General features: G+C 48.1%; 9 protein-coding genes. 4 read left to right on the forward strand and 5 right to left on the reverse strand.

From position 1 onward, the window contains the following. Positions 1 to 26: 26 nt before the first annotated feature. The gene (locus JNUCC31_RS15680; protein ID WP_192272436.1) at positions 27 to 1,166 is read left to right on the forward strand and encodes a glycoside hydrolase family 88 protein; all 1,140 of its coding nucleotides are present in this window, start codon (positions 27 to 29) and stop codon (positions 1,164 to 1,166) included. 199 nt (positions 1,167 to 1,365) lie between these two features. Here the strand turns inward: JNUCC31_RS15680 and pdxA are convergent, their stop codons facing one another. The 5 genes from pdxA to JNUCC31_RS15705 form a co-directional block, all read right to left on the reverse strand. Further along, positions 1,366 to 2,367 carry a 4-hydroxythreonine-4-phosphate dehydrogenase PdxA gene (gene pdxA / locus JNUCC31_RS15685; protein ID WP_192272438.1) on the reverse strand — a complete coding sequence of 334 codons (1,002 nt, stop codon included), beginning with the start codon at positions 2,365 to 2,367 and terminating at the stop codon, positions 1,366 to 1,368. Beyond that, a complete protein-coding gene (locus JNUCC31_RS15690) occupies positions 2,364 to 3,659 on the reverse strand; it encodes a four-carbon acid sugar kinase family protein (protein ID WP_192272440.1) in 1,296 nt (431 codons plus the stop codon). Before JNUCC31_RS15690 ends, pdxA begins: the two co-directional genes overlap by 4 nt. A gap of 61 nt (positions 3,660 to 3,720) precedes the next feature. Beyond that, positions 3,721 to 4,707: a 2-keto-3-deoxygluconate permease gene (locus tag JNUCC31_RS15695; protein WP_192272442.1), complete on the reverse strand. Its 987-nt coding sequence runs from the start codon at positions 4,705 to 4,707 to the stop codon at positions 3,721 to 3,723. Between the two features lie 167 nt (positions 4,708 to 4,874). Beyond that, positions 4,875 to 6,557 (reverse strand): sigma-54-dependent transcriptional regulator, encoded by a 1,683-nt coding sequence (locus JNUCC31_RS15700; protein ID WP_192272444.1) that lies wholly within the window; start codon positions 6,555 to 6,557, stop codon positions 4,875 to 4,877. 448 nt (positions 6,558 to 7,005) lie between these two features. Beyond that, positions 7,006 to 9,975, reverse strand: coding sequence for an alpha-mannosidase (locus JNUCC31_RS15705; protein ID WP_228469672.1), 2,970 nt, complete (start codon positions 9,973 to 9,975; stop codon positions 7,006 to 7,008). 372 nt (positions 9,976 to 10,347) lie between these two features. Here JNUCC31_RS15705 and JNUCC31_RS15710 point away from each other — a divergent pair, with 372 nt between their 5' ends. The 3 genes from JNUCC31_RS15710 to JNUCC31_RS15720 all read left to right on the forward strand — a co-directional run bounded on the left by JNUCC31_RS15710 (position 10,348) and on the right by JNUCC31_RS15720 (position 13,094). Continuing rightward, positions 10,348 to 11,241, forward strand: a complete 894-nt coding sequence (locus tag JNUCC31_RS15710) for an AraC family transcriptional regulator (protein ID WP_192272446.1) — start codon at positions 10,348 to 10,350, stop codon at positions 11,239 to 11,241. A 70-nt stretch (positions 11,242 to 11,311) separates the two neighbouring features. Beyond that, positions 11,312 to 12,016 carry a PspA/IM30 family protein gene (locus JNUCC31_RS15715; protein ID WP_192273044.1) on the forward strand — a complete coding sequence of 235 codons (705 nt, stop codon included), beginning with the start codon at positions 11,312 to 11,314 and terminating at the stop codon, positions 12,014 to 12,016. Between the two features lie 46 nt (positions 12,017 to 12,062). Continuing rightward, positions 12,063 to 13,094: a TFIIB-type zinc ribbon-containing protein gene (locus JNUCC31_RS15720; protein WP_192272448.1), complete on the forward strand. Its 1,032-nt coding sequence runs from the start codon at positions 12,063 to 12,065 to the stop codon at positions 13,092 to 13,094. The last annotated feature ends 1 nt before the right edge of the window (position 13,095 follow it).

Genomic DNA, 13,095 nt, shown 5'->3' on the forward strand with positions numbered 1-13,095 from the left:
CACATGCTTAGAGGAGGAACTGTTCCATGTGGAAAAAGGCTATTGAAGATGCACTCCATGTCACCCGGCATAATATAGAACGATTTGAGGGACGCTTTCCCCATGTGAGCAACGGGGATGAGCATTATATGCTTAACGATAATACGGAGTGGACGGCAGGCTTCTGGTCGGGCATCCTGTGGTTATGCACGGAGTATACACGAGACCCGCTGTTTCGTGAGGCAGCAGCAAGCACCGTCGATAACTTCCGTCGGCGAATGGAGCGAAAATTCATATTCGACCACCATGATATTGGTTTCCTCTATTCATTGTCATCCAAGGCACAATGGATTGTGGAGCATGACGCTGCCGCGAGGAAACTGACGCTGGAAGCTGCCGATATGCTGATGAAACGCTGGCGGGAGGAAGCTGGACTGATCCAGGCTTGGGGACGCCAAGGCGATGTGAACAACGGAGGGCGAATTATTATCGATTGCCTGCTCAATCTTCCGCTGCTGTTCTGGGCGTATGAGCAGACGAATAACGAGGAGTATCGCCGCGTTGCCGAGCTGCATGCGCTGAAAAGTCGCCGTTTCCTCGTTCGTGGGGATGACTCAAGTTATCATACCTTTTATTTTGATCAGGTTACGGGGGAAGCCATCCGGGGCGGCACACATCAGGGTTACCACGACGGCTCCACCTGGACGCGCGGACAGGCATGGGGGATATACGGATTCGCACTGTGCAGCCGTTATCTGCAAAGTGCAGAGATGCTGGAGACAGCCAAGCGTCTCGCCCGTTATTTCATTGCCCATCTTCCGGAGGATGAAGTAGCCTACTGGGATTTTGATGCTCCTCAGACGCCTACTACGAAAAGGGACAGCTCTGCATCCGCTATTGTTGCCTGCGGTCTGTTGGAAATTGCCGGACGGATGGATGAAGCTGATCCTGAGCGGAAGGTTTTCCAAAATGCAGCGGAATCCTCCATGAAATCCTTAGTTAATCATTATTCCACACAGGGATCAGATTCAGCGGAGGGTTTGCTGAAGCATGGCTCCTACTCTGTAAGAGGTGGAGATTCACCCGATGATTACACGATCTGGGGTGATTATTTTTATCTTGAGGCGCTGATGCGTCTGGAACGGGACATTCCTGGCTATTGGTACGACCGCGAATCGAGCGTGTAATGAACGAGTTCCTTTCTGATGAGCCGAACGTTTTTGACCCAAAACGAAAAGCATCGATTCTGCCATTAGTTAGGGCAGAATCGATGCTTTTTTAATTTTTATTTTAGTATGTTGCATAATTCAATCAGTATCACTCCCGGGTACATTGGAAGGCGCTCTTTGGGATTTATGCAACATGCTCATATGTGTATACATGTTGTTAAATTTGCGTTTTTGGGGCAAGTTCGATGGCGGAACGGATGGCGGCCAGCATGCTTTTGTCATCGGCGATGTTTTTTCCTGCGATGTCAAAAGCCGTTCCATGGTCTACAGAAGTACGGATAATGCCGCCTTTGAGACCCACCGTGATATTCACGCCTTCTTCAATACCCATAACTTTGATCGGTGCATGCCCCTGGTCATGGTAGCAAGCAACGACGATATCGAAATCACCGCGCCCTGCGCGGAAGAACAGTGTGTCCGCCGGGAGTGGACCAACCACGTTAATGCCTTCCCTCTGCGCACGCTCGATGCCGGGCTGCAATTTTTCTTCTTCTTCACCATTACCAAACAAGCCGTTCTCACCTGCATGTGGGTTAATACCGCATACTGCAACGCGCGGATTTTCGAAGCCGGCTTTTTTCAGAGTATCATGAGCCAGTTTAACCACAGTGTACGTTCTTTCCGGGTTGATGCTAGCAATGGCGTCTATCAGACCCATATGCGTCGTAAGGTGGATCACTCGCAGATTGGGCGTAGTCAGCATCATGGAGAAATCCTCTGTATCGGTCAGATCAGCCAGAATCTCGGTGTGACCTGGATACAAGTGTCCACTCAGATGCAGTGCTTCCTTGTTCAGAGGCGCCGTGCAGATGGAGTGAATTTGCTGTTTTTTGGCCAGATCAATAGCTTTCGCCAGAAACTGAAACGCTGCATCTCCCGCAACGGCAGATACTATACCGTATTCCAGATCTGCGGGAACGAGGTCCAGATCAATAACGTCCACCGTACCGAATTCATACTTGGCTTCGGATGGCTCATGAATGGCATTTACCTTCAGATTCGATCCGATGACAGGCAGGACACGCTCCAATATTTTCGCATCGCCAATGACAAGTGGATTGCAGTTGTTGTAGACCTCCTGATGACCCAGTGCTTTCATAATGATCTCGGGTCCAATGCCTGCTGCATCGCCCATTGTAATTCCAACGGTTGGTTTCATGCCGGAACTCCTCCTTTTAATTTTTCAATCGCATGGATGAAGACGTCGGGCTTGCCGAATCCGCCCGCTTTGGTAATTACGTGCAGATCCTCAATTCCAATAAATTTCGATATCGGTACACCAATTTCAAGCTCATCGAGCAGTTCGAAACCGCTGATGTTCCACTTCATACAGATTTGTTTAGCTGTATCTCCGCCCGTCATGGATACACCTTTGAAGTACCCATTCTCCAACAACTTGGCACAGATTTCGCCTATGGCCCGTACAATTTCATTGCTAACCTCGGTGTGATTAAGCCCTCTGACTTCACCCGTAGCACGTGCCAGTTCAATATCTACCTGTTCAGCGGTCGAATAGAGGACAACGTCATTGCCTTCCACGGCTTTGTCCTTCACTTCTTCATACACACGATCGATTTCTTGCTCACGATCTGCCGAACCCGATACGGCTTTGAAGGAGTGGAACGGAATGGATGATACGTTGGTTTTCTGAAGTAACTGCTTAAGCTGCTCACGGGAGTTTTTGTTCACACTCCCCACAACGGTGAGGATTGGACCCGGATTTGCTGGGATGGTCAATTCCGCGGACTTGGCTCCCAAGCCGTAATGCGTTGGAAGGTAGTTGGCAATACCCGCCGAGCCTGCCCAGGCAAAGGTATAATTCAGCTCGCTGGTGATATTCAGAACCTGCTCCAAGTGCTTCTCATCCGTCGAGTCGACGAGGATATAGGGAATGCCATGTGCCTTATAGGTTTCCAGTAGCGTCTTAATATGATCTGTACCCGATTCAAGATCGCTTATCTTCATCTCGCCCACCTCATACTTGGTCTGGAGCTTGAGCAAATCCGGAAGATACGAAAGAGTCACAGGTGTCTTTGGATCATTCGCAATCTCGGTATCAGCCAGTGGAATGCCGTTCAGATAATGCGTGCCATTAAGAATGGTGCGATTGTTCTTGGGATAGCCAGGGGCGATCATCATAAAATCGGGTTTGACCACGTCGTACAAGGCGTCGATCTCAATCCCGATGTTTCCGCGCATGGTCGAGTCCATTTTTTTGAAAATGGTGCCAAATCCGTTCCTGAGCAGCAGTTCGGCTGCTCCGCTAACCCGCTGATACGCATCCTCCGGTGTGATGGAACGGCTATCGGTATCGAAGACGACCGCATCGTAATGACGAATGTTATCTTCGTCCATGTTGAAAAGTACGCTTGTTCTTAATCCATGACGGGCAAGCTGCACCCCGCTGTCATTGGCGCCGGTCAAGTCATCTGCAATGATGGCTAATTTCATGCAGTCATCCCTCCTTTGAAAGCAAAATATTTATAAGTCCGGTCAATTAAATTCAGTGCATTTAGGTGGACGGTCTTTGTTTGTATTTCTCGACGCCGCCTGATTTCTCCAGCCTCTTGGAGAGGAAGCCGATGAAGATCGGCAGCAGAATGGCGGTTGTCACAACACTTGCAGCAATCTGTACCGTAGCTATCTCGGCAATCGGGGCAAAAGAAGCGTTTGCAGCCACGATGGCAGCAGGCGTACCTACAGCGTTACCGGCTGTGGAGCCTTCGGAAGCGCCGACAATCGGGTTCCAGCCAATAGCTCTGAACAACAAGAAACCGATGCCACCAGTGATCAATACAGTCAGTACACCCAGCAAGATACCGCTGAGTCCGCCTTGAATGATCGATGAGAAGTTAATTCCCATACCCAGTGAAAAGGCGAAGAATGGAACGAGCTTGTCACTGCCTTTATGCAGCCATTCAGCCATGTTGCGATCCAGGTTACCAATAACAACGCCGACGATTAGCGGAAGCAGTACAGCTACAAAGGACATCGGGGAGAACATGCCATTGGCAAAACCCATCGCACCAAAGATGGAAAGAGCAACCATGGTGAGAAACGGTCCGTCGCTGAGCGCGAGGAACGGATAAGCCGCTTTGTCATCTTCTTTGCCGTATTGTCCGGCCAGCGCGATGTACAGTCCACCATTGGAATTCGTCATTGCGGCGATAATGGCGAGTGGCGCCAAACCAAGGAATAAACCATTGGAGTCCGCAAAGAATATGGCGATCAAACCTAATATTGCACCAACTGCCCACTTGAACACAAGCAGTGTAACGCCTTTACCAACCGAAGAACCGGCTGTCTTGAACGTGATTTGCGTTCCGGCAATCAACAGGAACAGGGCGATCAAGGTGCTTGAACTGTTTACGAACAGGGCTTCTGTGAAACCCCCAATCCGCAAAGCATTCGGAAAGAATGTGTTAATGGTTGCGCCGAGCAACAGGGGAACAACCATCATGCCGCCAGGAATACGATCTAATGTTGCTTTAATGTTCATAGTAGTGGCTCCCTTATGAAGTAATCGTTTTTATGAAGCGTTTGCATGGATTATGTTATCCCATATTGTTTATTATAGCAACACTTATTTATTGTAAATTTTAAGTAATCTTTATAACTGTTTAATAATGCAACACTCATAATCATAAAAAAGGCGTAAACCTAAAGTTACTCTTTAAGTTTACGCCATAACGTGGCACGGTTAATCCCCAAGCGGTCGGCCGCCTTGGATTGATTATTGTTTTCCTCTTGCAGAACGTATTGAATAATCTCTTTTTCGATCTCTTTCAACGTACCATTTAACTTCATTGTATTGGATGAGGGTTGTTGACCAAGCAGATGTGACAAGGTCGAAGCGGAGATCACGTATTCCTGTTCATTCAGCGCAGCCTGTTTGATGAGATGCCTCAATTGGTTGACTGTCATATGCGGGATTTGATCTCTGATCAGCTGCAGTGCTTCCTCTTTTATTTTCACGGCAACCGTCCCATACTTCTGGTAGTAATCACTGAGAAAATGCTGGATCAGAAGTGCAAGATCCTCCTGCCTGTCCACAAGGCTCGGCATAATGATTGTATTGAGCTCGATATGCAGGGTTCGATTCGGATTCAATCGCTGTTCACCGAGGATAAACACACCGATTCGCCTGTGTAAACAGGTCTGAATGAACGAGATGAGCTCTTCATCCTCCAGCCGATCTTCCATATGGTTAATCTCCACATTTCGAACCTTGGAAAGTGGTATTTTGTGCAAATGACCTGGAGGCATTTGTGTCAAATCCATTTGTAAAAGTAACCCGCCGCCAGAGTACATCTGATGAATATGTTTCACCAGAAAAGATTTCCCTGAGTCCGCCTCGCCTAGCAGATAGATGGGTTCGTGATTTTCATACAGAGTACGGATGTTCCTCAATACGGCCTGCATGGCAGGAGATTCGGCAACAATCGGTTCCATGGATATGTCGTTATATGCTGTTATGCCATATTGTGCAAAAGCGTAAGGCTGTCCTTTTTCAAGAAAATAGACTTTATAACTTTTGTTATCCAACGCAGTTTCGTAGGCTGTTACCGTCAGTTGGTAATCGTCAACGATGAATACATTTTGAATTTTCGATCGGTGGAACTCCAGGTTGGTATTGGTAAGGTAAATGTGATTATCCGTTAGTGGATTCTGCTCGAAATCAGTCAAGTTCTCAAATACAACTTCGTTCTGGTCGTCCAGGATCATAAGATTGGGATGCTCCTTGGTAACCAGGTCGTTTAGGATGATCGATATTGCATGATTTTTGCTCAAATAACGATATACCAACTGTGCATCTTCAAGAGCCCTAAGAATCGATTCCTTACCGGATTGGATCAATAAACCTTCCATTCCATAAGTCTTGGCCGTATTTACAGTGATGACATCTCCAACAATCTGCCGGTATCCGGAAGCTTTCAGCTCCAGCAGCAATCTTGCCACGTCTTCGGAACTGCGTATGGTATATACCTTTAAAGGTAAGTCCATTAAATCAATAATGGATTGTGCGCCTGAAGTAATGTTGGAAAAGCCAACGATGGCCGTGAGGCCGTTGAACTGGCTGGCGAGCGTAAGGGAACGAATCATGTCATATCCAGTCAACTGCACATCAATGACGGGAATGGTCACGGCTTCCTTGATCAGTTGGGCAGTACCGCCGCGGCTAATAATAATTTCTGCACCATTTCGTTCGGCTTGGGCCGCCAGCTCGGCGCCTTTCATTAAATCGCCTACTTCAACCTGAATGGCTAACTGAGGAAATAGCGGAATACATTCTTCTATAATCGTAGTCATGGATTCGTAAGGAGCGATAATATGGACTCGTGTACGCATAAGTTTCCTGCCTTTTATAAAAATCATTCATTGGTCATCTCGGATGTTGCGGAATGAGAAGACTTCCCTTATTATAGCCAACTTGCAGAGGAATGGCATCTTTGGCTCCTGACGACTTCACTAAATAACGGAAACGGTGTAGTTACCGGCGGCTTAATTTTGCTTCAGCAAGTCTGCGCAAGGCGTTGTCAGACAGCCATGTTTTGAGGTGCTTTTCTCTCCTGCTGGAACGAGTTGATGTTTGCGGTGACGTTTATTTTGTTGAAAAGGGGCCTCTCAAAAGGAATGATCCCCTAGAACGGATGAACACAAACAAGAGCTGTCCTCTGTCAGGAATGACGGGGACAGCTCTTTGCTTATGGATGAACGCTGTATTATGGAATAAGCGCCGTGCTATTGGATAACGCCATACTGTGGACAAGCGTCAAGTTACTGGCCAGGTAATTAGCTATTGCCCGATTGGAACACGGAAGGTCAAAATTTCATACGGCTTAATGTCAAAAGAAAGCTGGTCGCTGACCACGTCATATTCGGCTTCATTATTCTCCAGCAAATCACAGGCATAAGCGATGGAGGATAATCCTTGCGGCAGCTTGATCGCTGCCCGGCTCCGGCGTCCATGCGCTTCGTAGAGCCTGATGATCAGATCATCGTTATTCTCGGCTTTTTTAACTACTTCCAAGACGACATTGTCCTGGTCGACCGATACGAGTGACCACGCCGCAGGCATCATGCCTGTTTGCTGAGGAATCTCGCGAGCAACCAAAGGTCGGTTGATATCGTATGCGGCCTGGATGACACGCCCTTCCCGAAAATCTCCTTTGTGCGGATAGAGGGAGTACGTGAATACGTGCTGCTCCTTGTCCGCTGTTTCATTAGGATAGGTTGCACTTTTAATCAGCGACAGACGCATCACGGAATTATGAATGTCATACCCGTATTTACAGTCGTTCAAAAGGGCGGCACCATACCCGTTCTCAGCCAGGTCGGCCCATTTCTGACCGCACACCTCGAACCGGGCCTGATCCCAACTGGTGTTACGGTGTGTTGCTCGCTCCACGTTGCCGTACTGAATTTCATAGACGGCCTTTTCACTCCAGATATCGAGCGGGAATGCCACTTTCAGCAGCAGATGTTCTTGCTTCCAATCTACAAAGGTACGGAAATCAATACGACGCGTATGTGCGTAAAAGATGATCGTCTGCTCAATGACGGAATCAAGGAATTGACGTTTTACTTTGAGCAGGGAACGAACGGGGCCGCATTCAATCCATTCGAGCTGTTGAAGATCGCTAACCTCCCACATGTTCTCTTCATAGTAGTCATCAATGTTCCATGCTTCGTATTCCGCAGGACGATCTTCGAACACCTGCAATACGTTGCCGCGTTTGCCTGGCTGGAGCAGTTCCCGGCCTTCGGCCTTGTCCCATATCGATACAAATTCGGCGCTGTCATTCAGACGGATTTCGTAGAAAGGCGTCTGGATCAAGCCCAGTTCTTCGTGTGTGAATGATTGGCAAGTCGTTTCATCATCGACGGTCGCCGTAGTGATTCGGAAGCTTTTGTACCCGGAAGCCGGAACACCTTCGGCCAGAAACACCAATCCGCCATTCGGTGTGTGCTGACTCGGAACTCGCCGCTCTCCGTCATACACAGCTACCTTTTGATCAAAAGAAGGAATTTCCACGACATCGGTCCGTTCGAAACCTGTGGTGTTAAATACAACGATCGCTCCTCCATCGGATTGAATCTCGCTCACAATACCGCTCAGCGCACTTGCCTTCAGATCGTCCGTGACACGAAGGACCTCTTCATATTGTTCCCTGGAATCCTCATACACCTGCCCAATAGAACTGCCGGGCAGAATGTCATGAAACTGATTCAGCATCGTCAATTTCCACGCATGTTCCAGTGCTTCTGCAGGATAAACGGCTCCCGAATCGATCTGCTGACGAATGACGGAGAAAAGCTCGGCATCGGCCAACGCGAATTCGCTATGACGATTATAGCGTTTATTGCGGGCCATGGAGGTGTAGGTTCCACGATGATATTCCAGATAGAGCTCGCCGGACCAGCGAGGAACAGAACGAACATCGGCTAAGTTGTCCTCCAGCTTCTCGAAAAACTCCCGTACGAAGGTACGCTTAACCGTTGGTACCCCAGGCAATCCTTTTTCAAGTCGTCTGCCGTGTTCCAGCATCTCCTCGGTTGGCCCACCCCCGCCATCTCCGAATCCGAAGCACTGTAAAACATCGGAATTGATACTTTTGTTCTGATAGCGCTGCCATGTTCCTTTGACCTGGCTTGCATTAAAACGCCCGTTGTAGGTCGTTTCAAACCGGTGGCGAAGCTTGAGGTCAGGATGCTTGTCATAATCCGTGGTTGTGATGAAATGGGTTAATACCTCCGATCCGTCAATACCTCTCCAGTACATTGTGTCGTTCGGAATTTGGTTCGTATCATTCCAGGCAATTTTGGTTGTCATAAAATAATCGATGCCGCTCTTGCGCATAATCTGCGGCATGGCTGCACTGTAACCAAAGACGTCCGGCAACCATAATACGCGATTGTCTACGCCGAATTCCTCCTTGAAGAAACGTTTCCCGTATATAATCTGACGGACCATCGACTCCCCGGAGATCAGGTTGCAGTCTGCCTCCAGCCACATGGAGCCTTCGGCTTCCCAGCGGCCTTCCGCGACTTTCTGTTTGATCTTATCGTACAAGGGTGGATAGTCGTGCTTCAGGTACTCATACAGCTTGGGCTGAGAGGACATGAAGGTGTACTCCGGGAACTTGTCCATTAAATACAGCACGCTGGCAAAGCTGCGTATTACCTTTTCCCGCGTTTGATCCAGCGTCCACAGCCACGCCACATCAATGTGGGTATGACCGATGCAGTGGACCGTAGGCATCTGGTCTCCAGCAGGACGGGCTTCGCCATAGACATTCTCTTGCATATAGCGGCGAGCTTCCAGCACCGAGGCATGGAAAGCGTCACTGTTTTCCTGGCGCAGATCGAGATGATTCACGGCCTGATTCAATTGCTCGATCAGCTTCATTCGCTCCAGATCATCCTCACGCAGCAGATCAGCGGCATCAAGGGCCGCCTTGAGATCGTAATATAAATCGGTCACAGGCTGATGGTGTTCAGCGATATACACGTTCAAAAAGACATCAGCCGCCGAAGTGCTGCAATACGCATACAGCGCAAGCTCAAACTCTTCGCCAGCGTTCGCCGCTGCCGTCAGGTCAATTTCCGTATGGTTAACGTCCAATCCACAGACCAGTTCACCGTTCAGAAAAGCCAGAAATTGCGGATTGTCGTAGTTCCATATATCGTCAGCACCAGTGATGATGCCACAAACCACTTTTTTTCGATCATGCGGTCTGGTATGCGAATTCGGGTTTTGAAACAACTGTGCACATCCTTGCCACCCCAGCCGTCTCCCTTCCGAAAAATATCCCAGGAGGAAGGGTCTTCGTGGACCAGCTCCCATGTGTGATAACCGCATTCTTTATGATAAAGCTCGTGTACATCCATTTTTGAGGTCAATCGGGCACGTTCCAAATGTTTAACAATGGTATGGATTCGAGTATATAAGGAACTGGTTTTCATTTCGTTTCCCACCTTGGTCTGAAGTATTTACAGGCTGCGCTTGTTGGTTATCAACTTCACTATAGCAAACGAGGATTGTAATGAACTATGTATTCTATGCTTAAAATAACGTCTTTTTATTGCATTTCATGCTAAAATGATCCCAATGAAATGGTTGAGGAGGTGCATGTCCATGTCCGTGACACCATTTGTTCTGGCCTACAAGCAGGGATATGCCATCCAGGTAAACCAGCCTGGGGATCCCCTCTTTTATTATGTGGATTATGATGAACGGTCTCACGATGTAAATATGGAGTTTCAGCATTTTCACGATTTTTATGAAATGCACATTCTGCTTGATCGGACGGCTGCACATATCATTGAAGGCAGTTTATATGAGATTCAGCCGTTTGATATTGTATTGCTTAAGCCTTCATTGCTGCACAAAACACAGTATCCCAAGGGAGCTCCACCCAAACGGGTGATTATTAATTTTGCTATGCCACGCAGTGTACCTGGACTTGAGAGCGGTTACAACGAACTGTTCTCTATATTTGAGGAATCCCTGCCGATTTTCAGGTTCACGGAAGAGCGGTGCAAGGATATATTCACACCGTTAAACGATATCTTTGCGCTTTCTCAGCACCCATCTGCCGTCAATTCGGTCGCAATCCATAGCAAATTCGTCGATTTTCTGTATACCATCCACCGTTATTCCCATGAAAATGGTTACGTTGTTCAAGAGACAGGATCATCCATGTCCAGACAGATTTATGCCATTACATCCTATATTCACAGCCATTATCAGCAGGAGTTGTCACTGGAGGGCATTTCGAAGGCGTTTTTCGTAAGTGCCCATCACTTGTCGCGTCAGTTCAACAAGGTTACCGGCTTCACACTCACCCAATATATCCAAATGACTCGTATTCGTAACGCCCAGCAGTTGCTCCTGAATTCCAGCATGAAAATAACGGAAATTGCAGAGCAGTGCGGCTTCGCCAGCTTCTCGCAATTCAATCGAAGCTTCAATAAGCTGAGTGGTATGTCACCGAGCGCATATCGCCGGAGGGAGCACTCGGAGAGTTAAAAGTGAAACGTACCTCGCAAATTTCATGTATTATAGGGTAAATGTAAACTATTCGAAGGAGGAACGGATGATGGGAATCTTATCGAGGTTTAGGGACGTGATGAAAGCGAATGTGAGCCATGTGCTGGCTCGGGCGCAAGATCCGGAGAAGACCGTGAATGAATATATGCGGAGCTTGAGCAGCGATTTGGGTCAGGTGAAGGCAGAGACGGCTGCGGTTCTCTCGGATGAGAGCAGGGCGAAGAGGGCTTTGGACGAATGCAGTGCAGAGATTAAGAAATTACAGCGGTATGCAGAGAAATCTGCGGAGTCTGGGGATGAAGACAAGGCACGTGGTTTTCTGGAAAAGAAGGTAGCGCAGACTGTGAAACGGAATGAATTGCAAGCTGCCTATGATCGGGCCTCCGCCAAAGCCAAAATGATGCAGCATATGCACGAGAAGCTGGTTGCGGATATGGGGCAATTGGAAGCTCGGCATACGGAGCTTAAGCGTAGAATGGCGGCTGCCAATGCGCAACAACAGGCCAATGAACGGAACGCTTCCGCTGCCAATGCGAATGCTGCTTTGAAGGCGATGGAAGACAAAGCGAATCAGGCAATGAACGAAGCTGAGGCTTTGGCTGAACTTCGTGCTGGGGCACAGGAAGATGATCTGGATGTGCTCATTGCACAGTTGGAGCAGCAAATGAATGCCGAAGCGGGTAATAATGGTCAGGTGACGCCGAGTCCAGAGGAAGAGCTCGCAGCAATTCAGAAGAGATTGGAAGATAAATAACGATATATATCATGTAGTACATTTCGTTAAACATTGAGGTGAGCAAATGCCGGTAATCGAGTACAAGTGCCCCAACTGTGGCAGTGGAATGCTTTTTGATAGTGCAACTGGAGCGTTATCCTGCCCTAGCTGCGGACGACAGGATAATATCGAACAGATCCCCGATCCGTTGAAGAAACAGGTGTTCACGGAGAATGAGGTCAAGGAGTATCACTGCAACAGCTGCGGTGCGGACATCGTGACTGAGCCGGAGACAAGTGCAACGACATGCAGTTTCTGCGGAGCTGCCGTTGTGCTGAGTGATCGACTGACGGGAGATTTGGCCCCGGCCATGGTCCTTCCCTTTGCAATCAGCAAGGAAGAGGCCAAGCAGGCGTTCAAAAAATGGTGCAGAAACGGGCTGCTGACGCCAAGCGGATTCATGACGGCTGACCGGGTCCAGAGTATTACCGGGATATACGTACCTTTTTGGTTATATGAGTTACATAACAAAATCGAAGTTCATGGCCGTGGCACGAAGATCAGGACCTACACGCAGGGTGATTATCAGTATACGGAGACACAGCATTTTGATATTTACCGAAGAATCCGGCTTAATTATGTGAATCTTCCTATTGATGCTTCGGAGAAAATGAAAGACGAACTGATGGATAAGCTGGAGCCGTTTCCTTATAACCAGTTGAAGTTATTCAAAACGCCGTATCTCGCCGGGTACATTGCGGAAAAATATAGTTATACCGATGATGAACTTTACCCGCGCGCCAAAGAAAAAACGAGCTCTTATATCGATTCTTATATTGCATCAACCGTCTCAGGCTATAACAGTGTGAGCTACACGGACAAACAGATTGATACCACGTTAAAAAATGCGGATTATGTGCTGCTTCCGGTGTGGATGGTTTATTATGACTTTAATCGTTCACAGTATACCTTTGCGATGAATGGTCAAACGGGTAAAGTGGTGGGTAAACCGCCTATTAGCAAAGCTAAAGTTGCCGGATGGTTCGCAGGGATTTCAGCCGTTTCTCTGTTGTCGTTGAAACTGGTCTCCTGGATGATGGGAGGTGGGTTCCTGTGAG

This window comes from Paenibacillus sp. JNUCC-31 (assembly GCF_014844075.1).
Lineage (GTDB): Bacteria > Bacillota > Bacilli > Paenibacillales > Paenibacillaceae > Paenibacillus.